The following is a 22,203-nucleotide window of genomic DNA, read 5'->3' on the forward strand; positions in this document are numbered from 1 at the left end:
GCTAGCTAGTGATGAATAATCATATGGTCGCGGTGAATCATATCGGTGGCGGTCACCGCACCCAGAATGCTTTCAATCTGTGAACTCGGCTTACCAATAATCTTCCGCGCATCTTCTGCACTGTAACTAACCAGACCACGGGCGTATTCATTACCCTCCTGATCGATACAGGCCACGAGGTCGCCCCGTCCGAAGTCGCCCCGTACCTCGGTGATACCGATAGGTAGCAGGCTTTTACCCTGGCGGGTCAGGGCTTGAATGGCACCCTCATCTAGCACCAAATAGCCACTCACATGTAAATGCGCTGCCAGCCATTGCTTACGTGCTGAGAGAATGGGGATTTTAGCTAATAGCTCGGTGCCAATGGACTCGCCCTGCATTAAGCGCGGGAGTAGATTGTCCACATGGCCGCTGGCAATAATGGTATGGGCGCCGCTACGAGCCGCGCGCTTGGCTGCCAGTACCTTGGTCAGCATGCCGCCAGTACCCACGTGCGTACCAGCACCACCGGCCATTTTTTCAAGGGCTGGATCACCCGCTTCGGCACGGTGAATAAACTGGGCATTGCTATTTTTACGCGGGTCACTATCATAGAGACCCTCTTGGTCGGTCAAAATCACATAGACCTCAGCTTCAAGTAAATTCGCCACTAAGGCACCCAGCGTATCATTATCACCCAGGCGAATTTCCTTGGTAATCACCGTATCATTTTCATTAATAATAGGGATCACGTTTAATTCTAATAGGGTATTAAGCGCTGAACGAGCGTTTAAATAGCGGTGTCTATCAGCTAAATCCTCATGCGTTAAGAGGACTTGTGCGGTTTGGATGCCGTATTCATTAAAGGCCGTCTCATAGGCTTGGGCTAGGGCGATTTGACCGACTGCGGCGGCTGCCTGCAATTGATTCACTAGCTTAGGTCGCTGAGCCCACCCTAGACGCGCCATCCCTTCGGCAATGGCGCCGCTGGAAACCAGTATCACCTGTTGCCCAGCTTGATGCAGATGCGCAATTTGGGCGGCCCAACGGGCAATTTCTCGGCTATCGATGCCCTTGCCATTATTCGTTAGGAGCGAGGAGCCGATTTTGATGACAACTCGTTTGGCATCTTTAACTAAGGCGGTTTGATGAAGTTCTGACATGAGGAATAAGACGTTCTAAATTAGGGTTGCTTAAGCGACAACAGGCTTAAGAAAAATCTACTTAAGCCTGCTATCTTATCATTTTTCCATGCACCAACGCGCTACTTAGGCATTAGGATCATCGGGATCAATGCGCGGATCATAGAGCGGATGATTAGGGTCTAGGCGTGGATCATAGGCGGGCGAATGCGGATCGTAGCGTGGCTCAAGCTTGCTAGCGTTTTGCTCTGCAACGTTACTAAAACGAGGATCGTCTTCTAAAGCTTCTGCCGCCTGACGGTTTGGATCAAAGCGTGGGTCATCATGCGTCAGCACACCGGCAGCCTTATCGGCAGCGTAGTTTTCAGCGGCCTTGACCTCATCTACAAAATCCTGGAGTGCATAGATTAGCTGCTCTGTACCTTCACCGCTTAAGGCAGAAATGGTAAATACCGGACCTTCCCAGCCGATGTGTTGACACAGTGCTTGTTTGAATTGCTCGGCATCTTCAACCATATCGGCTTTATTTAACACTAACCAGCGTGGTTTGTGATACAGCGCCTCATCATAGAGCTTTAATTCAGCAGCAATCGCCTCAATATCAGCCGCCACTTTGGCCACCGGATCAATATCGGGGTCCATCGTGTAAATATCGACAATATGCAGTAATACTCGTGTTCTGGCTAGATGACGGAGGAATAAATGACCTAAGCCAGCACCCTCAGAAGCGCCCTCAATTAAGCCTGGAATATCGGCAATCACAAAGCTACGAGAGGTTGAGGTACGCACCATACCGAGATTCGGATACAGTGTGGTAAAGGGATAATCAGCGATCTTGGGCTTGGCATTCGAGGCTTTGGCAATAAAAGAGGATTTACCAGCATTAGGTAAACCGAGTAAGCCCACATCCGCTAAGACCTTAAGCTCCATCCGTAAGTGCTTATGCTCGCCCGGCTTACCGTAGGTGAACTGCCGTGGTGCACGGTTAGTGCTGGATTTAAAGTGTAAATTACCTAAACCGCCAGCACCGCCTTGTGCTAGCGTGACTTTCTCGCCATGCCGATCCAAGTCAAATAGCTGCTCACCGGTTTCTGCATCATAAATTACGGTGCCCACGGGTACCTTTAAAATAATATCATCGGCACCGGCCCCGTATTGATCCGAGCCACGACCGTTTTCACCGTTTTTGGCACGGTGCAAACGGGCATAGCGGTAATCGATGAGGGTATTAAGATTGCGATCCGCCAAGGCAAAAATGCTGCCGCCGCGGCCGCCATCGCCCCCATCTGGCCCGCCTTTGGGGATAAACTTTTCGCGTCTAAAACTGGCTGAGCCATTACCACCTTTACCGGCAATGACTTCAATCGTGACTTCATCTACAAATTTCATCGTAATGATTGTGGTGTAATTATAAAAAATAGCTGCTGCTTATAGTGTAGCGTATTGCAGTGCTTGTGTTGATAGGCTGGAGGCGTTATGCACGGTGTGATGTCAATCACAATAAAAAACGCCGCTTACGCTAAAAGTAAACGGCGTTATCACTGTGAAAAGCTGTGAAAAGCTGTGTAAAGCTAATGCTAGTTGAGCTTAAAACTACTCAGCAGCGATTACCTGTACAGTTGGCTTTTTCAAAGCGCCTTTGCTAGTGAACTGAACCTGTCCATCCACTAAGGCATAGAGCGTGTGGTCCTTGCCCATACCTACGCCGTCACCTGCATGAAAGCGAGTACCGCGTTGACGAACAATAATAGAACCAGCCGGAACTGTTTGACCACCGAATACTTTAACACCTAGGCGTTTCGCCTGTGAGTCGCGGCCGTTTCGCGTACTACCGCCACCTTTTTTGGTTGCCATGATTTACTCCTGTAAAAAAAGCGAATAAGCTAATTAAGCATTAACCGCTGAGATTTCGATCTCGGTGAAATTTTGACGATGCCCTTGAGTCTTTCTGTAGTGCTTACGACGACGCATCTTGAAAATTTTAACTTTATCGTGACGACCGTGCGCAAGAACTTTAGCTGTAACAGTAGCACCCTCAACTAAAGGAGAACCCACTTTGAGTGATTCGCCTTCGCCAACGGATAGTACCTGGTCTAAAGAGATTTCTTGCCCGATGTCTGCAGGTATCTGTTCTACCTTAAGTTTTTGGCCGGGGCTCACGCGATACTGCTTGCCGCCGGTTTTTATGACCGCATACATTGTGACTTAACCTCAAAATAAATTGATTAATAAACTGATAGTCTTAGCTCTGTGCCTAATGTCAGTACATCGAGGCTCTGTAGAATCACTGGATCTACCAGAAAAGTTTGAGCTAAGCCGTAAATTTTCCCATAAAATCACTTATCTGTCAATGATTTAGCAGGGTTTTGTGCTTTTTTTGTGGTGTTAGACGTACGCTTTGCCGCTTACTATGTAAAAAACGGCGCTCCCTTAAGCAAGGGGCGCCGCCGTGGATGTTGCGCAAACATATTTGCTTGCTTAGGTGCGGTACTCCGCATTAATTTTTACATAATCATAGGAGAAGTCGCAGGTATAGACCGTTTCGCTGGCTACACCGCGATTTAAGGCTACCCGTACGACGATCTCAGGCTCTCGCATCACACGATCACCATCTGCCTCAACATAGTCCGGATGGCGCCCGCCATTGCTGGCTACCAACACATCGCCCAACCATAAATTGATCGTGGAGGTGTCTAAATCAGCAATATCGGCATAGCCAATGGCCGCCAGGATTCGACCTAAATTCGGGTCACTGGCAAAAAAAGCGGTTTTGACCAAGGGGGATTGTGCGATGGAATAAGCCACTTTTAAGGCTTCCTCCTGGTCTTTGGCGGACTCGACCTGAACCGTAATAAACTTGGTCGCACCCTCGGCATCACGCACAATTTTTTGGGCCAGATCGATGGCAATCTCGGTTAAGGCCTCAACAAAACGTTGATAATGCTCACTTTCTTTGGTGATCTCAATACCACTTTGTCCCGTTGCCGCAATAATAAAGGAATCATTGGTGGAGGTATCACCATCAATGGTGATGCGGTTAAACGACTTATCCGCCACCTCGGTGGTGATTTGCTTTAATAAATGACACTCAACCTCGGCATCCGTGCCAATAAAGGACAGCATGGTTGCCATATTTGGGCGAATCATCCCTGCGCCCTTGGAAATACCAGTAATGGTGACGGTACGACCGTTAATTTCAAGTTGCTTGGAACTGATCTTAGGGACCGTGTCGGTGGTCATAATACTGGAAGCGGCCGGTAGCCAGTTGTGCTTATTCAGATCGGACACGGCGGCTGGGATAGCAGCGATGATCTTGTCCTGAGGTAGTGGCTCTAAAATCACACCGGTTGAGAATGGCAATATCTGGTGCTGATCAAGACCCAGTTCCTTGGCTAAGGCTTGGCATGTTTGCAAGGCACGATCCATACCCTCACTACCGGTGCCGGCATTTGCGTTGCCCGTATTAATCAGTAGAGCACGAATTTCTTTATCGCAGCGTAGACGTGATTCGCAAATCAGTACCGGTGCCGCACGAAAGCGATTGCGCGTAAATACACCAGCAACCGTGGTGCCCGGGGTGAATTTAAAAACGGTTAAGTCGCGTTTACCAGCTTTTTTGATACCCGCAGATGCAATACCAATCTCAACACCTGGTACTGCATGGATAGCTTCTGGACTGGGGATATGAAAATTAACAGCCATTTAACTTCCCATAAAACTCACAACAAATTTCGGTTCACCCGAAGTAGGTGGCCCTGAATCCATTCATTGTAACTTAGTTTAATCCTCCACTTTTTATGGTGGAGGATTTTGAGTAAAAAAATCTAGGGTTTTTACTAGGAGGGCTGCTTGTTAAGCGAGCTTTTGGAAACTGGCGCGAGCGGCTTGTAGCGTTTCCTCAATAATCTCGTCATTATGCGCGGCGGAGATAAAGCCTGCCTCAAAGCCTGAGGGAGCAAGGTGTACGCCGTGTTCTAGCATATGGTGGAAGAACTGATTAAAGGCATTTTGATCGCTGGCGGATACTTCGGCAAAGTTGGTCGGCACCTTTTCCGTAAAGTAGAGACCAAACATGCCGCCTGCAAAATCTGCACTAAAGGTGACGCCAGCCTTTTTCGCTTCCTCGACTAAGCCAGTGATCATCTTTTCCATTTGCGCAGTTAGTTGCTCATAGAAGCCGTCACGCGTGATGATTTCGAGTGTTTTTAAACCAGCGGCAACCGAGACTGGGTTACCGGATAGGGTGCCTGCTTGATACACTGCGCCGAGTGGTGCAATGTGCTCCATAATATCCGCACGACCACCAAAGGCACCCACTGGCATCCCGCCACCGATGACCTTACCTAGAGTGATAAGATCGGGCATAATCCCGGTGATACCCTGTACCCCTCTAGGACCGGCACGGAAACCAGTCATGACCTCATCAAAGATAAGTAGTGCGCCGTACTCATCACATAAACGACGCAAGCCCTCTAAAAAGCCGGCCTTAGCTTTGATTAAATTCATATTGCCAGCATAGGGTTCTACAATAATGCAAGCAATATCCTCTGGATGGGCTTCAAAGGCGGCACGTACCGAGTTTAAATTATTAAACTCTAGCACTAAGGTGTGTTTAACAAACTCCTCCGGTACGCCGGCAGAAGAGGGGTTGCCGAAGGTCAGTAGGCCAGAGCCAGCTTTTACCAATAAACTATCGGAGTGACCGTGATAGCAGCCCTCGAATTTAATGATCTTGTTGCGATTGGTCGCACCGCGAGCTAAACGAATCGCACTCATGGTGGCTTCCGTGCCGGAACTGACTAAGCGAACTTTTTCCACTGGGGCAAGCAACTGGGTGATTTTCTCGGCCAGTAAAATTTCAGCTTCGGTGGGAGCGCCATAGGATAGACCACGTGCCGCCGCTTCTTGTACCGCTTCAACCACCTCGGGGTGAGCGTGCCCCACAATGGCTGGACCCCATGAGCCTAAATAATCGATAAAGCGATTACCCTCGGCATCCCACATATAAGCGCCCTCAGCTTTGGCAATAAAGCGCGGGGTGCCGCTAACGGATTTAAATGCACGCACAGGTGAGTTAACGCCGCCAGGAATAGTTAAGCAGGCGCGGTCAAATAAAGCTTGATTTGTTGTCATGAAGATGCCTATTAAATAGTTTGCATTTAAAATAAATTACTAAGGTAGCGTGCCGTTGCTTCAATCTCATCGCTCTCAAATAATCCGCTGATGACGGCGATGCTATCTGCGCCAGCCTCAACCACAGAGCGTGCATTATGGCAGTCAATGCCGCCGATACCGACCAGTGCCGGGCGCTCGGTGGCCCCTAGTTGATGCGCTTGCATCACGGCTTTGGCTGCCGCAAATAAGTCCAACGACGCAACCACTGCCTCGGGCTTGACCGAGGAGGGGAAGAGCGCACCAAAGGCTAAGTAGTCAACCTGATCCTTAATCGCTTGCTGCGCTAAATTAATATCATTGTAGCAACTTACGCCGATGAATAAGCTTTGTCCCTGTGCTTGGCACGCTTTACGTAGCGCCTCGACGGAGCCGTCGTCACGACCGATATGTACCCCATCGGCACGACAGTCTAGGGCCAGTTGCACTGAGTCATTGACAAAAAATTGGCATTGATATTGGTGACAAATCGCTTTGGCCTCTAACGCTAGCGCCAAGGAGTCGGCATAGCTGAGCTTTTTTTGGCGCCATTGTAAAACCCGCATGCCACCGCGGCAGGCAGCCTCAATGGCGTGCAGCAGTTTGGCGTGATCCTGCCACTCAGGCGTAATCCCGTAAAGACCGTTTGCAAAGCGTTTAGTTACTTGTGTCATCGCTTAATCCAGTGGAAAATTCCTCTCAACATATGCCGTTCTAGTCAACAGTTTAGAATGTTAACAGTACAATTAGAACATAGCGTCTTTATCTTAATTAATTATTACTGGTTTTTAATGAGAACTTGGATGTGTTTGATCTGTGGCTGGGTCTACGATGAAGCGACAGGCGCCCCTGATGAGGGGCTTGCACCCGGCACCCGTTGGGAGGATATCCCCGATGATTGGATCTGTCCCGAATGCGCAGCGCGCAAGGTGGATTTTGAGATGGTGGAGGTTTAAATGGGAAGCTTTGATAAGCAACACTCATCAAGCGACGATCGCAATGTTGAGCATTTTACCGACTTAAGTGGTCAGTTTTTATTAGCCATGCCAGGTGTGGATTCCGATTTATTTAACGGCACGGTGATTTATTTATTTGAGCACTCGCCCGAGGGAGCAGGTGGGGTGATTGTTAATCGTGCCACCGATATTGAGTTAAGTGATTTAGTCGAGCGTTTCGAGTTGGAAGCGCCAGCCGATTATGTCAATAAAACCATCTTTTTTGGTGGCCCGGTGCAGCCGATGCGTGGCTTTGTATTACACCCACCGCTGAAAACTGCCGACGTTGATAGCACGAGCGGTCACAAAGACGTGCTTTTGCAAATCAGCAATTCATCCGATATGCTGCAGGATTATTTGCTTGGCAAGGGCCCCGAGGATGTGTTTATTTGCTTTGGTTATGCCGGTTGGGATGAGGGTCAGTTAGAGCGCGAATTAAGTGCAAATGTCTGGTTAACTGTGCCGGCTGACCATGATTTGATTTTTAAGCGACCACCCTACGATTGTTATCAGGCTGCCTTAGCCAGTTTGGGCATTGATATTAGTCATTTGTCGACACAAGCGGGTCATGCCTAAGTGATGAGTCAAGAAATACGTTTTTTAGCCTTTGATTTTGGCTTAAAAAAAATTGGTGTGGCGATTGGTGATTCATTGATACGGCAGGCGCGACCGCTTGCCATTATTAAGTCGGAAGTGAAGCAGCAACGCTTTGCGCAAATTGAGGCCTTGCTCAGTGAGTGGGAGCCCGATCAGCTAGTGGTGGGTTTGCCACTCACCTTGGCGGGCGAGGAGCAGGAGGCCTCGGCGCGGGCGCGGCGTTTTGCTAATCAATTACATGGTCGTTATGGCTTGCCGGTGGTCTTGGTTGAGGAGCAGTACTCCAGCATGGAAGCGCAAGATCTCATTCGCCAATATCAGCAGTTTGATGCCAAGTCAGCACGTCGTTTTGCAACTGAGGATGATGCAGTGGCGGCTGCAGTTATCTTACAACGACATTTAGATGTCCTCGCCTCTTAAGTGATAAAATAGCGGGCTAACTAGATCATTTAAACTCAGGAATAATCATGCAAAATGGATCCCCTAAGCAGCCTAAGCAGCGTAGCTTGGATGAGCTACCTAAGGCCGAGGAGCTATATCAGCGCTTAAAACAAGGTGTTGCTGAGTTAATCGCTGCACACCCGGCCGATGAGGTGCATTTGGTCGGTATTTATTCAGGTGGTGCGTGGTTAGCTCAGCGCCTTAAGCAGGATTTGGCGATTACGACGGACAATGCCTTAATTAATACCAGCCTCTACCGCGACGATTTTCGTAGGATTGGATTGCACACGCAAAAGCTACCCAGTTCGGTGCCTTTTGATGTGACGAATAAGCATCTGATTTTGGTGGATGATATTTTATATACCGGTCGTAGTGTTCGCGCCGCAATGAATGAGCTGTTTGATATTGGGCGTCCGGCCACCATTGCCTTGGCGGTGTTAATTGATCGGGGTGGGCGGGAGCTACCAGTACAGCCCGATGTGGTAGGTGAGGTATTTACCTTACCTAAGACACAGCGCTTTGTATTGTCGCAGGATGAAGAGCATGTATTTGATATTGCTTTAAAAGAGGTTGAACATGACTAACCCGCAATTAAATAAGCATGGTGAATTAGTGCATTTGCTCAGCACTGAGGGCTTGCCGCATGATGTGATTACCCATATTCTTGATACCGCAGAGACCTTTGTGCCCCTGGCTGAGCGTGAGGTTAAAAAAGTCCCCATCTTACGTGGTAAAAGCGTTTTTAATCTGTTTTTCGAAAACTCAACCCGTACCCGTACCACCTTTGAAATTGCTGCTAAGCGTTTATCCGCCGACGTTTATAATTTAAATATTAACGTCTCCTCCACCGCCAAGGGCGAGACCTTATTAGATACAATTGCCAATTTGACCGCCATGCAAGCGGATATTTTTGTTGTGCGGCACCAAGCCAGTGGCGCACCTTATCTGATTGCGCAGCATGTGGCACCGCATATTCATGTGGTCAATGCAGGTGATGGTAGGCATGCGCATCCGACGCAGGCCTTATTGGATATGTATACCATTCGTCATTTCAAAAAGGACTTCAGTAATTTGACGGTGGCAATTGTGGGGGATGTGCTGCATTCGCGGGTTGCTCGCTCTAATATCCACGCCTTAACCACGCTCGGGGTGCCAGAAATTCGTGTGATTGGTCCGCAGACCTTGATTCCTGGTGATTTATCACCGATGGGCGTACGGATTTATCATGATATGGATGAGGGCTTACGTGATGTGGATGTGGTGATTATGTTACGCATTCAAAATGAGCGTATGAGCGGTGCCTTTTTACCTTCATCGCATGAGTATTTTAAAAATTACGGTTTGACCATGGAGAAATTAGCGCTAGCCAAGGACGATGCGATTGTGATGCACCCTGGGCCAATGAACCGCGGGGTCGAAATTGCCACCGATGTGGCTGATTCGCCGCAGGCCGTGATTTTAGATCAAGTGACCTTTGGTATTGCTGTACGGATGGCAGTCATGAGTATTGTTGCAGGAGCTTCTGAATAATGAATATTCTAATTAAAAACGGTCGCTTACTGGATCCTAAAAATAAATTAGATGCGGTGCATGATATTGCCATTGCGGGTCAGCGTATTGTCGCCATTGATCCGGTGGATTTTGAGGCAGAGCGCGTAATTGATGCGAGTGGCTTGGTGGTGATTCCGGGCTTAGTGGATTTATCCGTGCGTTTGCGTGAACCCGGTTATGAGCATCGCGATACCTTGGAAAATGAGTTAATGGCCGCCTTGTCTGGTGGCGTGACTCGTCTGGTCTTACCGCCGGATACCGATCCAACCTTGGATGAACCAGGCTTGGTCGAGATGCTAAAGCATCGTGCCCGCTCATTAAATCAAACCTATGTGTACCCCTTGGGTGCGATGACGGTAGGGTTAAATGGTGAACGCATCACCGAAATGGCCGAATTGACTCGTGCAGGTTGTGTGGCTTTTTCACAAGCGAATCGTCCCTTGCCGGAACTGGGTACACTGAAGCAATGTATGCAATATGCCAAGAGCTTTGATTACAGTTTATGGTTAAGACCGCACGAACGCAGTCTTAGCGCTAACGGGGTGGCCGCTAGTGGTGAAGTGGCTTCGCGTCTCGGTTTAGCTGGTATTCCAGTGCAGAGCGAGACCATTGCCTTACATGCGCTCTTTGAATTGCAGCGTAGTATTGGCGTGCGTTTACACCTATGTCGTCTGTCCAGTGCTCAAGGCATTGAGTTGGTGCGTCAAGCCAAGGCTGAGGGTCTGCCAGTGACGTGTGATGTTTCCATCAATCATGTGCATTTGAGCGATGTAGATATTGGTTATTTTGACAGTAATTACCGCTTGGATCCGCCCTTACGCAGTCAACGAGACCGTGATGCCATTACGCGTGGCTTGATGGACGGCACTATTGATGCGATTTGTTCGGATCATATTCCGCTAGATGACGAGGATAAATTAGTCCCCTTTGCCGAGGCGGTTCCCGGCGCTTCCGGTGTGGAATTACTGTTTTCTCTGGTCTATAAATGGGCTCAAGAAAATGAGGTGCCGTTATTGGAGGCGCTGACCAAGGTCACTTGCGGACCAGTCTCTATTCTACAGCAAGCGGCGCCGGCCTTTTCTGCTTGCGGTCAGCTCTCGGTGGGCTCACCGGCTGATTTGGCTTTAGTGGATTTAGAGGCGTACTGGACGGTGAATCGCGACAACCTACTGAGTCAAAGTGTGCATACGCCATTTATTAATTACCAAGTACCAGGTCGCGTCAAGCTGACCGTTGTGAGCGGTTGCGTGATGTGGGAGGAAGGCAAGTGATTCTAATTCGAGTGCTGCGCTTTTTAATTCGATTAGTGTTACTTGTATTGCTACTGATGATCGGCCTTTTTTTTACCGGTCTGGTCTTCCCCTTGCTAAAGCAGTCTCAGCGCGAAGCGATTATTAAGGCTTGGTCCAAGCTCTTAATTTTGGTCTTGGGGGTTAAGGTCAGGATTGAGGGGGCGCCATTGCAGCAAACGGCGGTGATGTTGGTGGCAAATCACGTGTCCTGGATTGATATTTTTATTCTCAATAGCTGTCGCACCACCGCCTTTGTCGCTAAGCAAGAGATTAAGCAGTGGCCGATTGTTGGTCGCTTAGTGGCACAAGCGGGCACGATTTTTGTGGATCGCAGCAGTCGCTCCGCGATGCGCGAGGTGAATCAGCAGTTGGCTAGTCGCTATGCGCAGGGTATGTGTACGGGTCTATTCCCCGAGGGTACGACCTCTGACGGTTTAAGTGTTAAAAGCTTTTTTGGTGGTTTATTGGACGCACCACTAAAGGCACAGGTGCCGTTACAGCCGGTGGCGATTTTGTTGTACTTTAAGGGCGAGCGTAGTGGCTATCCATCTTTTATTGGTGATGAGACCTTAGTGCACAATATCTGGGTTTTATTGAGTAATTTTGGTATTTCGGTGACGGTACGCTATTTACAACCCCTAAGTGGCGAGGGGATGAATCGGGTCGAAGCGGCACAGCGTTGCTATGAACTGATTAAAACGGAGGTGGAGCGCGATGTGGTGGGCGCAGCTAGCGTCGCCACCGCTACGGGCGCTGATAGCAAGCATTAAGCACTGTGACTGCTTAGCTTTTTATCGACCAAATTTTTGAACCTAGCTTATCAACGGTACCCTCGGTATAGGGGATTTGGATCACTTTTCTATCGTTTAAGCGAATGGCCGTGAGCCGCCCACCCCAAACACAGCCTGTATCTAGGGCCAATAGATGCGGGCGAATTAATAAGCCGAGCGTAGACCAATGACCAAAGATAATCGTGGTGTCGGTCGTTTGGCGCTGGTCCAATTCAAACCATGGCAGTACCTTGACACCGTGATGAAGTGGGTACAATTGCGGTGCCCCTTTATAGGAAAAGTCCATGGCACCATCTAAAAAGCACATGCGCATACGGGTAAAGGCATTGATCACGACCCGTTGACGCTTACTGCCTTTTAAGGAGTCGTCCCACTGATTAGGCTCGTTGCCAAACACCTGTGCGAGCTTTTGCTGCCATTTATCCGAGCGTAAGACCTTGGTGCTGACCTCCTCTGCGAGTTCCAAGGCCTTTGCCGTTGTCCACGGCTTCATCACGCCGGCATGCACCATCAGGTGGCCATAGGCATAATGGGCGAGCGGACGGGTGCGTAGCCATTCGATATAATCGTTACGGTTTTTGGACTTTAAAATCTCGCCGATGGTATCGCTATGATGCTCACGCCTAAAGCCGGCAGCCACGGCTAAACAATGAATATCGTGATTACCAAGTATGGTAATCGCACGGTCGCCCAAGTCCATAATGCGTTTAAGCGTTTTTAAGGAGTCCTTGCCGCGATTAATAATATCTCCAGCAAACCAGAGCTTACAGTTTGGATCGTTTCTAATTTCCGGATGATTTAATAAGCTCTCCAGTTGTTGATAGCAACCCTGTACATCGCCAATTGCCCAGATATTAGGCATTGCTGAGGCTGGATTTAAGTCCAGCAGCGAATTGGCAGTGGTGCTTGCTTCAATAGCAGATTGTGCAGTCGATTTTTTGGTAGCTTTTTTAGGCATGAGTCTTGCGCTTAGGGCGATTCTTTCTTTCAATTAAATACAAGGCTAGGCTCGCAATGACGAGGGCGATGGTATTAGGCGCAAGTGCCGTTAACCAGGGTGGTAAGTTATTCAGCATACCAAGGTTAAGCGCCAATTGGTTGATCATAAAAAAGACGACCCCAATTAAGATACCACCAAAGACCTTAAGTCCGGCGCCACCCTTGCGTGTTTGCATAAAACTGATGGGAGCGGCCAAGGTAATCATCACCAAAAGGGTAAAGGGATAGACCCCCTTACGCCATAAGGCGACCACTTGTCGATTAGACTGTAGATGATTATCCTCTAAATATTGAATATAGTCTAATAAGCCCATAATCGACATGCGATCGGGCTGTAGCTCACTGGCTAATAAACGCGCTTGGGTCAAGCTGGTGCTAATCGTATAGCTGTCTAGCATCGTTTGTGTACTTAAGGGTGTCAGCGGCGCAGCCGGATCCATTAAGGCAGTTTCTAAATCAAAATCCGTGCGGATCAGCTTGGCCTGCGTTAATTGTAATTCCTGATGTTGGAATAGGCCGCGCTGGGCATGAATTAACTCCTTGAACTTGCCCTCGGCATCAAAGTTATAAATGCGGATATTTTCTACTTCGCGCTCGGAGCTGATGCGGGAGATATTAATCACTCGCAGGGCGCCGTTATCAGTTGGTTCTCTAAACCAATAACCACTATTCATACGCGCTCCGCTGCTTTTACCGAGTAGCTGGAGGTTTAGTTGACCCGTTTTGGACTCAGCATAAGGCGTCACGCCCTCTGACAGTAGCAGGGCAAACACCATAATCGGGATAGTCCCCATCCATAACATGCCGAGCAGACGACGGCTACTAATGCCGGAAACACGCAGCACCACCAACTCATTGCGTTGCGCCAAACCGGCTAAGGCAATGATTGCACCGATAAGGAGCGCAATGGGGAGCAAATCATAGAGCCGTGTTGGTATCTGCATGAGCTGTAGCAATAGCAGGGTGCCGAAGGTAAAACGCTCATTAAGATTGTCGAGGTTTTCGATCATGTCGAAAAACATGAATAAACCCACCAAGACAAGCGTGACTGCAATGGTGCTACGGTAGATTTCGCTGGCAATGTATCGATGCGCTGTTTTCATAAAAGCTTTAAAGGGTCAAAAGGCCATTTTAGCCGATTCGTATCATGACTGTGGCGCTTGTATGGCCAGACGTAGTTCACGCAATACTTGAGTTGCGTCGACTTCTAAGCCATGCCAGATCCTAAAGCTCTCCATGCCTTGCGCAACTAGCATACCAAGACCGTCTAATACATGCTTGGCACCTAAGCGCTTACTTTGCTCCAGAAAAGCGGTGCTGCCGCTAGGGCGATAAACCATATCATAGGCCAGAGCATTGTCCGCAAAAATGGTCGCAGGAATAGCCAAGGGCGCATCCTCTAAGCTACTGGCACTGGCATTGATCACAATATCCCATTGCCCAGGGATGTCATCTAAAGCGCTGGCACTAATGGCTGTGTCGTTCTTATCCAAGGCTTGCGCTTGTTCGGCCAAGGTCTGCGCCTTGCTGGCAGTGCGATTCGCAATATGTAAGGCGACACAGCCTGCCGTTAGCAAAGGTAGTAGAGTGCCACGGGCGGCTCCGCCAGCACCAATTAAGAGGATTCTTTTGCCCTGAATGGTGTGACCATGGCTTTGAATATCATTGACTAAGCCGATGCCATCGGTGTTGTCGCCGTGGATTTCATCCTCTTCAGACCACAAGGTATTAACCGCCTGCGCCGCCTTGGCGCGCTCGCTTAAGTGATTTTTAGCGAGTTCAAAGGCCTCAAGCTTAAATGGAATGGTAATATTCAAGCCGCGACCGCCGTCGGCAAAAAACTGCTGTACCGTTGCCACAAAATCCTCTGGCTTTACCTCTACCTTGTCGTAGCGGAGTTGCAAGCCACAGTGTGACGCAGCAATGGCGTGGAGGGTGGGTGAGAGACTTTGCGCAATGGGGTAACCGAAGACGGCACAATGCACCGTTTCTGCCGCTCGTTCAGGGTCAATCTCGCTTGCAGTCACGCCATTCAAGGTGTCGCCATCAAGGGCCTCATCAAGGGCGTCGTCGAAGAGCTCCTCATCCTCATCTGTCGCCGCATCATCTATCTCAGGGGCGGCGATAAACTCAAGAAAATGAGCGTTGGCTTTAAGTTTAAGCAAATTGATGCCATCCATCTTAATCTTTACCAAGGTGCCGCGCTCATACGCCGGCATATCACTGACCGTCAGGCTGAGGGGCGCATTGATGAGACGCACCACATCATCGCGTAGCACCTTGGCCTCGGCTTCGGTGATGCCTTGTTGCTGTAACCAACGCAAGCTCCAAAAGCGCTCCATGCTGTCTTGGAAATGGCGCCATTGCTGAATCAAAGTGTCGAATTGCGTCATTATCTTTAGTAAATCGAGGTCCTTAGGTTTATAAGGAGCGACCAAGGGTGCTGACACACCATGGTTAATGGCGCTGATTAATTGTTGTTGATTTAAGAGGTCCACATAGCGTCGTAGCGGTGAGGTCATCCAAGCATATTGTGGTACCCCCATGCTTTGATGTGCTACGGGGTGTGAGCTTTGTTTAGCGCGACCAAATTGCTGGGTACGGAAAATGCCTGGGACCTTTAAGCGACTCAACATCCCGGACCAAACCACATTGGTGAAAATCATCATTTCACCTATCATCAGATCCAGAGGATTATCGCGGCGGCGAGGTATTAACTGAACCTTAGCGTTCTGATCTCGCCAGTCGCCAGCTAGCTCAACGCTAAACTCAAGACCTTGGTGCTTTTCAGGGTAGCCGCGTAGCTCGTCACGCTTGGCGCTAAGGTGCTGGCTTAAGCGCCACAAGGGGCGGAGTAAAAAAGCATAGGGCATGTCCACCGATTCATCAGCCAGATTTTCTCGGCTGAGGAGCACCTCATCAAATTGTGATAGGCGTAGGTTTTCCTTGATGTAGATACTTTCTATCTTGCTCTCCTCACTGATAATGTCGCCAGTGCTAAGATCTGCCACCACATAAAGGGAAATACAAGGCTTAATTGCACCGGCATTCAGCGAAAAGGCATCCACCAAGGCCGCACTTTGCATGGTGATTTTTTTGCCCGGCAAATAGATGGTGGACATGCGTTTACGGGCGGCTAGGTCTAGCTCGGAATCCTTACTTACCGCAAGTGCCGGGGCGGCAATATGCACGCCGAATTGATAGGTGTCATCGGCTATCTGTTTAATCGAAAAAGCATCATCAATTTCCGTGGTTGAGTCATTGTCAATGGAATAGGCCTCCACCTCGGCGATGGGTAGTTCAGGCAAACTCGGTATCGTAAGCTCCGGCGCCTCATAACCTTTAGGCAGAAATTTTTCGCAAAAGCTAGCCAAGGTAATTGCCAGTTCGTCTTGATAAACCCCGAGTTTGAGTAGCATTTCCTTAATACCTAAACCGCTTCGTGAAAGCGCAGATTCAAAGGCTTTCCAGGCCATGGTGTTTTTATTCGGGTGGCTTAGGAAGGTGTTTAGGTCCTCACGCATGGCGTCAGGAATCTGGAAATTAACTAAGCTTTCAACCCATTGTGCTTGCAATTCCTCCTGTAAGCGCTTTTTCTCAATGGCCGCTAGTGCCGCTTCAAGAATGTCTGGTGGCGCAGCTTTATACAGCCCTTTGCCCCGGCGATGAAAATAAACCGGCGAGCCGTGTAGGCGCACTAAAAGCGCTAGTTTTTCAATAATGCTTGGTTCATGACCGTAGTAATCCTCGGCCAAATCCTCCGCCCTAAAGTCCTCTGGCGGCGCAAATTCCCATAAAAAAGCGGGATCCATCTCTGCGGCTAGATTTTCTGCGGTAGGAATGAGCTCGCTTAAGGTGCAAGGCGCTTTATCAAACTCGAAAATGACATGACTGCGTTTTAGTTTGCTGCGTTTACCGGTGCTTAATTCAATTTGATAATTGGCTTCGGTTTCGGAAAGAATGCGGGCAACTTTGAACTGGCCACTTTCCTCAAAAATAACATTCATGCTGATTTCACTCGGTGATAGGGCAAAGGGTGCTGAAAAAGGGTTGGGGTCTAGGCTAAGCAGGCAAAGGCAAATATATCTTGTATATAGTCGCTAAAGCAGCTGAAACTATGATCGATGCCGGGTACCATGATTTGCTTGGCACCGGCATAGCGTTTGCTCATTTCCTGCCAATCCAACACCTCATCACGGTCACCCGCTAATAAAAAATAGCGCTCGGGCTTGATTTGCGCCCGGAATAAGGGCCTTAATTCACATAAATCCTTGAGGGTAAATTGAAAGGGCCGGTCATCATGGAAATAGCGTAGCTGACCTAATTGGGTTGATAAATCACGGGTGGCGTAAATTGCTGGATTAATCAGAATAGCGCGACAGTCGTGTTGCTCCGCTAAATAGGTCGCATAATACCCGCCTAAAGACGAACCGATAATGGTTAAGGGCTGCTGGCCATCGTGCTGCTCGGCAATCAAGGCTTCGCAAAGGCGTATGGCTGCTGCCGGTGAGGAGGGTAATTGTGGCATAAAAAACTGTGCCGATAAGCCTCGCTCAGCCATGGCCTGAGCCATAAGCTGCGCTTTGGTGGACTGTGGCGAAGAACGAAATCCGTGTAGGTATAAAATCATCGTCTTAACTATATTTTTGCTTTAGCTTGCTAATAAGTTTGTCGTGAAAGCCACCAAAGCCGCCATTACTCATCACCAAAATATGATCGCCGGGCTGTGCCGCTGCGGCTACGGCTTGCACTAATTGCTCTAAATCATGATGGACCTCGGTGGGTTGTGACATAGTGGCAAAAACACGCTCCGCATCCCAATGAATGCTGTGTTTACCCTGGGTTTCGTTATAGCAAAAGAGCAAATCGGCTTGCTGTAGTGATGCTGGTAGGCGCGCTGACATGGTGCCTAATTTCATCGTATTGGAGCGTGGCTCAAGCACCGCAATAATGCGTGCATCACCGACTTGCTTGCGTAAACCCGCTAGGGTCGTACTAATCGCTGTTGGATGATGTGCAAAATCATCGTAAACGGCAATGTTTTGAACGGTCGCCCGTAATTCCATACGCCGTTTAATACCTTCAAAATGGCTCAAAGCCTCACAAGCAAGCGTTGGGGCGACGCCGATATGCTCGGCCGCACTAATTGCCGCCAGCGCATTTTGTACATTATGTAAACCGATCAATGACCACTCAATGGTGGCAATTACTTCTGCGCCATGGAGCACTTCAAACTGACTGACTGAGGCCTCAATGAGGCGGACATTCCACGTGGCTTTAGGATCACTGGCATGGTCATGCTCATGCGCCAGACCGCTGCCCAAGCTGCATTGCTCACTCCAGCAGCCCATCGCCAACACCTCCTGCAGCGCCTGATCGGTCGCAGGATAAATGACACGTCCCTGCTGGGGAATGATGCGCACTAAATGATGGAACTGCTTTTGAATGGCGGCCAGATTTTCAAAAATATCGGCATGATCAAATTCTAAGTTATTCAGTACTGCCGTGCGTGGACGGTAGTGCACGAACTTGGAGCGTTTGTCGAAGAAAGCGGTATCATACTCATCTGCTTCAATGACAAAGTAGCGTTGTGCTGCATCAAAGCGTGCAGAGATACCAAAGTTTTGGGCAATACCGCCAATCAAGAAATTCGGCGCTAAACCGGCGTATTGTAAAATCCACGCCAACATGGAGGAGGTGGTGGTTTTGCCATGCGTACCGGCAATCGCTAAGACATGCTGTTGGCGCAAGATCTGCTCACCCAACCACTGCGGTCCTGAGGTGTAGGGCAGCCCCTCGTTAAGAATGGCCTCCATCAAGGGGTTACCTCGGCTAACAACATTGCCGATAATAAATAAATCGGGCTTTAATGCCAGTTGCTCGGCACCGTAGCCCTCAATCAGCTCAATCCCTTGCTCTTCAAGCTGTGTACTCATGGGCGGATAGACCGCCATATCACAACCGGTCACTCGATGGCCAGCAGCACGCGCAATGAGTGCTAGTCCGCCCATAAACGTACCACAAATACCTAAAATATGAATGTGCATAAAAAATCTCTCCTGCGGACTAGTATTTTAAGCTTTTTAAACAGTCTGCCGCTTTATTCCTTCGGGAATGGCTAAAATCATCCATTATGTACCAATTTTTTTGTAGCCCCATGATAATTTTAAAAAGAGGCTTTGCAAGCAAAAAAAGTCGCTTCTTAACTAGGCTCAAGGGCCTTGTGGCTAAGCTTGTTTCCTTATCCGTGATGGCAGCTTCGGCACTGGTGATGACGGTAGCGCTGGGTTTGCCGTCGAGCCCAGTTCAGGCGACGCCCTTAAAGCTGCAACCATTCACAGCTGCCGAGGTGGACAGAGAGAGCTTAGCGCATCTACTCAATACACCCTTAATGAATCTTGCGGGTGAAGCCATCCGTATTAGCGATTATCAAGATAGGGTGATCGTGCTTAATTTTTGGGCGAGTTGGTGCCCACCTTGTGTTGAAGAAATGCCGGATTTAGCAGCGATCCATCAGGCGCATGAGTCTGTGCAGGTGATTGCTTATGGGGTGGATACGGAGGCAAATATCCGTCGCTTTGTTGATAAGCTAGCGCTGGATTTGCCGATTGTGATTGGTGAGCCGACGGCTATTCGTTTGATGCGTCAACTGGGTAATCCCTCAGGTGGTCTGCCATTTACCTTGATCTTTGCGCCTGGTGCTGAGCTGAAGTATAAGATCATTGGTCAGGTGAATGCCGAGGAGTTGCGTAGTAAATTAGCCGAGATGACGAGGTAATGGCTTGGCTGCATGCGTTGAATTCTTCAGAAATGGTAGAATTTAATAGACAAAAGCAGTCATTTAACGTTAAATTAACGATTGTCAAAATTTATTAACGGCGTTATGCGTATTTTAATCATTAACGGTCCTAACCTAAATATGTTAGGCTTGCGTGAGCCTGAGGTTTACGGTGCGCAGACACTCGCAGATATTGAGTCTGAGTTGCAGCATTTAGCGGCTGAGCTAGGGCTTACTGTGGAGTGCCTACAGAGTAATTTCGAGGGCGAGCTTGTGAGCCGTATTCAGCAGGCACGAGGACAGTTTGACGGCATCATTATTAACGCCGCTGCGTATACCCATACAAGTATTGCAATACGTGATGCGCTGGCAGCAGCCGAGGTGCCATTTATAGAGGTTCATTTATCAAATGTGCATGCGCGGGAGCCTTTTAGACACCACTCCTATCTTGCCGATAAGGCAGTTGGTGTGCTGTGTGGTTTAGGCTCATTTGTGTATGAGGCGGCATTACGGTATTTTGCACAAACAACAAAAAATTAAAATCAAGGATTACGGGATAACCTTATGGATCTTAGAAAACTAAAAACGCTTATTGACCTGGTGGCTGAATCAGAGATTTCAGAGCTTGAAATTACTGAGGGTGATGGTAAGGTCAAGATTGTCAAATCAAAACCTCAAGCTGAGGTAAACACGGTCTATTCACCTATGGCCATGCCGCAGATGTACCAAGCGCCGGCCGTAGCACCGCAAGCACCGGTTGCAGCGCCTGCTGAGGCAGAGGCAGCCGCTGCTGCGCCAGCACAGGAAGATGGTTATGTTGTTAAAGCACCGATGGTCGGTACCTTTTATCGCTCCCCAAGCCCTAACGCTGCGCCTTTTGTGGATGTGGGCAAGCCAGTAAAAGAGGGTGATACCTTGTGTATTGTAGAAGCGATGAAGCTATTAAACGAGATCGAGGCAGATGTCAGCGGTGTGGTCAAAAAGATCCTCGTTGAAAATGGTGAGCCGGTGGAATTCGGTCAGCCTTTATTCATCATTGGCTAAGTGATAAATCGCCAATCGCCAATCGTTTAATCAAGGTTTAAAAGTATTCTATGTTTGAAAAAGTGCTCATTGCCAACCGTGGTGAGATTGCGCTGAGAATTCAGCGAGCTTGTCGTGAGTTGGGTATCAAAACAGTGGTCGTGCATTCGGAAGCCGACCGTGAAGCGAAATACGTCCGTTTAGCCGATGAATCCGTCTGTATCGGACCAGCGCCGGCCCAAGAAAGCTATCTGCATATGCCGGCCATTATTGCTGCGGCTGAAGTGACTGATGCCGAGGCGATTCACCCAGGTTATGGTTTCTTGGCGGAAAATGCGGATTTTGCGCAGCGTGTTGAAAGAAGCGGTTTTGTTTTTATCGGTCCGCGCCCTGAGTCCATTTTAACGATGGGCGATAAGGTCAGCGCCAAAAAAGCGATGATCGAAGCCGGTGTGCCAGTGGTACCTGGTTCGGACGGTGCCTTAGGTGAGGATCCGGACGAGATTTTAGAGACCGCACGTCGGGTTGGATTGCCAGTGATTATTAAGGCTGCCGGTGGTGGTGGCGGTCGCGGTATGCGCGTGGTGCACCATGAGTCCGAATTGATTAATGCGGTACAAATGACTCGGGCTGAGGCAAGAGTGGCTTTTGGTAATCCTGAAGTCTATATGGAAAAGTACCTTGAAAAACCACGCCATATCGAGATTCAGGTGCTTGCCGACGGTGAGGGTAAAGCGGTTTGGTTAGGTGAGCGTGACTGCTCTTTACAGCGTCGTCACCAGAAAATCATTGAGGAAGCGCCCGCGCCTGGCATTGAGCGTGAATTAATCCGCAAAATTGCCGAGCGTTGTGCCGAGGCTTGCCGTCAAATGCGTTATCGCGGTGCCGGTACCTTTGAGTTCCTATATGAAAACGGCGAGTTTTACTTTATTGAGATGAACACGCGGATTCAGGTGGAGCACACCATTACCGAGTGCATTACCGGTATCGATTTGGTGCAGGAGCAGATTAAAATTGCGGCGGGTGAGCCGTTTACCCTAACCCAGGATGATATTCAGTTAAAAGGTCACGCCATTGAGTGTCGCATTAACGCTGAGGATCCTTATACCTTTATGCCCTCACCTGGTTTGGTGAGCAAGTGGCATACCCCTGGTGGGATGGGCGTGCGTATGGATTCTCACGTCTTCTCCGGCTATCGTGTGCCGCCGCATTATGACTCCATGATTGGTAAAATCATTACCTATGGTCAGGATCGTAAGCAGGCTATTGCGCGTATGGAGATTGCCTTATCTGAGATGATTGTTGAGGGCATTAGCACTAATATTCCTTTGCATCAGGAGTTATTGCATGACCCTGGCTTTATCCAAGGGGGCATGGATATTCACTATTTAGAGAAAAAGCTGGCTGCGCGTAGTAAAAAATCCGCTTAGTCATCTTGTGGGTGAGTAGTTGATGAGATACCTT

Annotated in this window: 23 protein-coding genes; 11 read left to right on the forward strand and 12 right to left on the reverse strand. The window is 48.9% G+C overall.

The genetic code is table 11. The annotated features are described in order from the left end of the window. Positions 1–5 precede the first annotated feature (5 nt). From proB to thiE, 7 genes are all read right to left on the reverse strand, one after another. Positions 6–1,142 (reverse strand): glutamate 5-kinase, encoded by a 1,137-nt coding sequence (proB, locus tag A3GA_RS0101275; RefSeq protein ID WP_018025573.1) that lies wholly within the window; start codon positions 1,140–1,142, stop codon positions 6–8. A 105-nt stretch (positions 1,143–1,247) separates the two neighbouring features. Continuing rightward, positions 1,248–2,510 (reverse strand): GTPase ObgE, encoded by a 1,263-nt coding sequence (gene obgE / locus A3GA_RS0101280; RefSeq protein ID WP_018025574.1) that lies wholly within the window; start codon positions 2,508–2,510, stop codon positions 1,248–1,250. Positions 2,511–2,714: 204 nt separating this feature from the next. Then, on the reverse strand, positions 2,715–2,975 hold the full coding sequence (rpmA, locus tag A3GA_RS0101285; protein WP_018025575.1) for a 50S ribosomal protein L27: 261 nt from the start codon (positions 2,973–2,975) through the stop codon (positions 2,715–2,717). Between the two features lie 33 nt (positions 2,976–3,008). Then, entirely contained in the window at positions 3,009–3,320 is a 312-nt protein-coding gene (gene rplU / locus A3GA_RS0101290; protein WP_018025576.1) for a 50S ribosomal protein L21, read from the reverse strand. Positions 3,321–3,599: 279 nt separating this feature from the next. Then, a complete protein-coding gene (argJ, locus tag A3GA_RS0101295) occupies positions 3,600–4,823 on the reverse strand; it encodes a bifunctional glutamate N-acetyltransferase/amino-acid acetyltransferase ArgJ (protein ID WP_018025577.1) in 1,224 nt (407 codons plus the stop codon). A 150-nt stretch (positions 4,824–4,973) separates the two neighbouring features. Beyond that, the gene (gene hemL / locus A3GA_RS0101300) at positions 4,974–6,254 is read right to left on the reverse strand and encodes a glutamate-1-semialdehyde 2,1-aminomutase (protein WP_018025578.1); all 1,281 of its coding nucleotides are present in this window, start codon (positions 6,252–6,254) and stop codon (positions 4,974–4,976) included. 26 nt (positions 6,255–6,280) lie between these two features. Continuing rightward, positions 6,281–6,946: a thiamine phosphate synthase gene (thiE, locus tag A3GA_RS0101305; protein ID WP_018025579.1), complete on the reverse strand. Its 666-nt coding sequence runs from the start codon at positions 6,944–6,946 to the stop codon at positions 6,281–6,283. Positions 6,947–7,063: 117 nt separating this feature from the next. Here thiE and A3GA_RS0101310 point away from each other — a divergent pair, with 117 nt between their 5' ends. The 7 genes from A3GA_RS0101310 to A3GA_RS0101340 are packed head-to-tail and all read left to right on the forward strand — an operon-like array spanning position 7,064 to position 11,918. Next, on the forward strand, positions 7,064–7,228 hold the full coding sequence (locus tag A3GA_RS0101310) for a rubredoxin (protein ID WP_026156731.1): 165 nt from the start codon (positions 7,064–7,066) through the stop codon (positions 7,226–7,228). Continuing rightward, positions 7,229–7,843 (forward strand): YqgE/AlgH family protein, encoded by a 615-nt coding sequence (locus tag A3GA_RS0101315; RefSeq protein WP_018025581.1) that lies wholly within the window; start codon positions 7,229–7,231, stop codon positions 7,841–7,843. 3 nt (positions 7,844–7,846) lie between these two features. Beyond that, positions 7,847–8,284, forward strand: a complete 438-nt coding sequence (gene ruvX / locus A3GA_RS0101320; protein WP_018025582.1) for a Holliday junction resolvase RuvX — start codon at positions 7,847–7,849, stop codon at positions 8,282–8,284. 47 nt (positions 8,285–8,331) lie between these two features. After that, complete coding sequence (gene pyrR, locus A3GA_RS0101325) at positions 8,332–8,889, forward strand: bifunctional pyr operon transcriptional regulator/uracil phosphoribosyltransferase PyrR (RefSeq protein WP_018025583.1); 558 nt, start codon at positions 8,332–8,334, stop codon at positions 8,887–8,889. Next, entirely contained in the window at positions 8,882–9,835 is a 954-nt protein-coding gene (locus A3GA_RS0101330; RefSeq protein WP_018025584.1) for an aspartate carbamoyltransferase catalytic subunit, read from the forward strand. Before pyrR ends, A3GA_RS0101330 begins: the two co-directional genes overlap by 8 nt. Beyond that, positions 9,835–11,127 (forward strand): dihydroorotase, encoded by a 1,293-nt coding sequence (locus A3GA_RS0101335; RefSeq protein WP_018025585.1) that lies wholly within the window; start codon positions 9,835–9,837, stop codon positions 11,125–11,127. The genes A3GA_RS0101330 and A3GA_RS0101335 overlap by 1 nt, the downstream gene beginning before the upstream one ends. Continuing rightward, the gene (locus tag A3GA_RS0101340; protein ID WP_018025586.1) at positions 11,124–11,918 is read left to right on the forward strand and encodes a lysophospholipid acyltransferase family protein; all 795 of its coding nucleotides are present in this window, start codon (positions 11,124–11,126) and stop codon (positions 11,916–11,918) included. The genes A3GA_RS0101335 and A3GA_RS0101340 overlap by 4 nt, the downstream gene beginning before the upstream one ends. Positions 11,919–11,931: 13 nt before the next feature. On the opposite strand, the gene A3GA_RS0101345 is transcribed toward A3GA_RS0101340, so the two are convergent. Genes A3GA_RS0101345 through mpl form a run of 5 tightly spaced genes read right to left on the reverse strand, consistent with a single transcriptional unit; the run spans position 11,932 to position 18,985 of the window. Beyond that, positions 11,932–12,897, reverse strand: a complete 966-nt coding sequence (locus A3GA_RS0101345) for a symmetrical bis(5'-nucleosyl)-tetraphosphatase (RefSeq protein WP_018025587.1) — start codon at positions 12,895–12,897, stop codon at positions 11,932–11,934. After that, positions 12,890–14,041 (reverse strand): LPS export ABC transporter permease LptG, encoded by a 1,152-nt coding sequence (lptG, locus tag A3GA_RS0101350; RefSeq protein ID WP_018025588.1) that lies wholly within the window; start codon positions 14,039–14,041, stop codon positions 12,890–12,892. The genes A3GA_RS0101345 and lptG overlap by 8 nt, the downstream gene beginning before the upstream one ends. 42 nt (positions 14,042–14,083) lie before the next feature. Then, positions 14,084–16,945: a shikimate dehydrogenase gene (gene aroE, locus A3GA_RS0101355; RefSeq protein WP_018025589.1), complete on the reverse strand. Its 2,862-nt coding sequence runs from the start codon at positions 16,943–16,945 to the stop codon at positions 14,084–14,086. Between the two features lie 50 nt (positions 16,946–16,995). Then, on the reverse strand, positions 16,996–17,568 hold the full coding sequence (locus A3GA_RS0101360; protein WP_026156732.1) for a YqiA/YcfP family alpha/beta fold hydrolase: 573 nt from the start codon (positions 17,566–17,568) through the stop codon (positions 16,996–16,998). Positions 17,569–17,572: 4 nt separating this feature from the next. Beyond that, complete coding sequence (gene mpl, locus A3GA_RS0101365) at positions 17,573–18,985, reverse strand: UDP-N-acetylmuramate:L-alanyl-gamma-D-glutamyl-meso-diaminopimelate ligase (protein WP_018025591.1); 1,413 nt, start codon at positions 18,983–18,985, stop codon at positions 17,573–17,575. 176 nt (positions 18,986–19,161) lie between these two features. On the opposite strand from mpl, the gene A3GA_RS0101370 reads away from it, so the two are divergent. The 4 genes from A3GA_RS0101370 to accC all read left to right on the forward strand — a co-directional run bounded on the left by A3GA_RS0101370 (position 19,162) and on the right by accC (position 22,169). Continuing rightward, positions 19,162–19,716, forward strand: a complete 555-nt coding sequence (locus tag A3GA_RS0101370; RefSeq protein ID WP_231552477.1) for a TlpA family protein disulfide reductase — start codon at positions 19,162–19,164, stop codon at positions 19,714–19,716. 105 nt (positions 19,717–19,821) lie between these two features. Beyond that, positions 19,822–20,256 carry a type II 3-dehydroquinate dehydratase gene (gene aroQ / locus A3GA_RS0101380; protein WP_018025594.1) on the forward strand — a complete coding sequence of 145 codons (435 nt, stop codon included), beginning with the start codon at positions 19,822–19,824 and terminating at the stop codon, positions 20,254–20,256. Between the two features lie 24 nt (positions 20,257–20,280). Beyond that, the gene (gene accB / locus A3GA_RS0101385; RefSeq protein ID WP_018025595.1) at positions 20,281–20,760 is read left to right on the forward strand and encodes an acetyl-CoA carboxylase biotin carboxyl carrier protein; all 480 of its coding nucleotides are present in this window, start codon (positions 20,281–20,283) and stop codon (positions 20,758–20,760) included. Between the two features lie 50 nt (positions 20,761–20,810). Beyond that, entirely contained in the window at positions 20,811–22,169 is a 1,359-nt protein-coding gene (gene accC, locus A3GA_RS0101390) for an acetyl-CoA carboxylase biotin carboxylase subunit (RefSeq protein WP_018025596.1), read from the forward strand. The last annotated feature ends 34 nt before the right edge of the window (positions 22,170–22,203 follow it).

The organism is Oligella urethralis DSM 7531, from assembly GCF_000372065.1.
In the GTDB taxonomy this organism is placed as follows: Bacteria; Pseudomonadota; Gammaproteobacteria; order Burkholderiales; family Burkholderiaceae_B; genus Oligella; species Oligella urethralis.

What these genes read in the sequence shown, in the direction of transcription:
- argJ (WP_018025577.1), bottom strand. Translation starts at nt 4,823, where the DNA reads ATGGCTGTTAATTTTCATATCCCCAGTCCAGAAGCTATCCATGCAGTA.
- A3GA_RS0101345 (WP_018025587.1), bottom strand. Translation starts at nt 12,897, where the DNA reads ATGCCTAAAAAAGCTACCAAAAAATCGACTGCACAATCTGCTATTGAA.
- mpl (WP_018025591.1), bottom strand. Translation starts at nt 18,985, where the DNA reads ATGCACATTCATATTTTAGGTATTTGTGGTACGTTTATGGGCGGACTA.
- rplU (WP_018025576.1), bottom strand. Translation starts at nt 3,320, where the DNA reads ATGTATGCGGTCATAAAAACCGGCGGCAAGCAGTATCGCGTGAGCCCC.
- accC (WP_018025596.1), top strand. Translation starts at nt 20,811, where the DNA reads ATGTTTGAAAAAGTGCTCATTGCCAACCGTGGTGAGATTGCGCTGAGA.
- accB (WP_018025595.1), top strand. Translation starts at nt 20,281, where the DNA reads ATGGATCTTAGAAAACTAAAAACGCTTATTGACCTGGTGGCTGAATCA.
- obgE (WP_018025574.1), bottom strand. Translation starts at nt 2,510, where the DNA reads ATGAAATTTGTAGATGAAGTCACGATTGAAGTCATTGCCGGTAAAGGT.
- aroE (WP_018025589.1), bottom strand. Translation starts at nt 16,945, where the DNA reads ATGAATGTTATTTTTGAGGAAAGTGGCCAGTTCAAAGTTGCCCGCATT.
- thiE (WP_018025579.1), bottom strand. Translation starts at nt 6,946, where the DNA reads ATGACACAAGTAACTAAACGCTTTGCAAACGGTCTTTACGGGATTACG.
- proB (WP_018025573.1), bottom strand. Translation starts at nt 1,142, where the DNA reads ATGTCAGAACTTCATCAAACCGCCTTAGTTAAAGATGCCAAACGAGTT.
- A3GA_RS0101335 (WP_018025585.1), top strand. Translation starts at nt 9,835, where the DNA reads ATGAATATTCTAATTAAAAACGGTCGCTTACTGGATCCTAAAAATAAA.
- lptG (WP_018025588.1), bottom strand. Translation starts at nt 14,041, where the DNA reads ATGAAAACAGCGCATCGATACATTGCCAGCGAAATCTACCGTAGCACC.
- A3GA_RS0101315 (WP_018025581.1), top strand. Translation starts at nt 7,229, where the DNA reads ATGGGAAGCTTTGATAAGCAACACTCATCAAGCGACGATCGCAATGTT.
- hemL (WP_018025578.1), bottom strand. Translation starts at nt 6,254, where the DNA reads ATGACAACAAATCAAGCTTTATTTGACCGCGCCTGCTTAACTATTCCT.
- rpmA (WP_018025575.1), bottom strand. Translation starts at nt 2,975, where the DNA reads ATGGCAACCAAAAAAGGTGGCGGTAGTACGCGAAACGGCCGCGACTCA.
- A3GA_RS0101360 (WP_026156732.1), bottom strand. Translation starts at nt 17,568, where the DNA reads ATGATTTTATACCTACACGGATTTCGTTCTTCGCCACAGTCCACCAAA.
- A3GA_RS0101310 (WP_026156731.1), top strand. Translation starts at nt 7,064, where the DNA reads ATGAGAACTTGGATGTGTTTGATCTGTGGCTGGGTCTACGATGAAGCG.
- ruvX (WP_018025582.1), top strand. Translation starts at nt 7,847, where the DNA reads ATGAGTCAAGAAATACGTTTTTTAGCCTTTGATTTTGGCTTAAAAAAA.
- aroQ (WP_018025594.1), top strand. Translation starts at nt 19,822, where the DNA reads ATGCGTATTTTAATCATTAACGGTCCTAACCTAAATATGTTAGGCTTG.
- A3GA_RS0101330 (WP_018025584.1), top strand. Translation starts at nt 8,882, where the DNA reads ATGACTAACCCGCAATTAAATAAGCATGGTGAATTAGTGCATTTGCTC.
- pyrR (WP_018025583.1), top strand. Translation starts at nt 8,332, where the DNA reads ATGCAAAATGGATCCCCTAAGCAGCCTAAGCAGCGTAGCTTGGATGAG.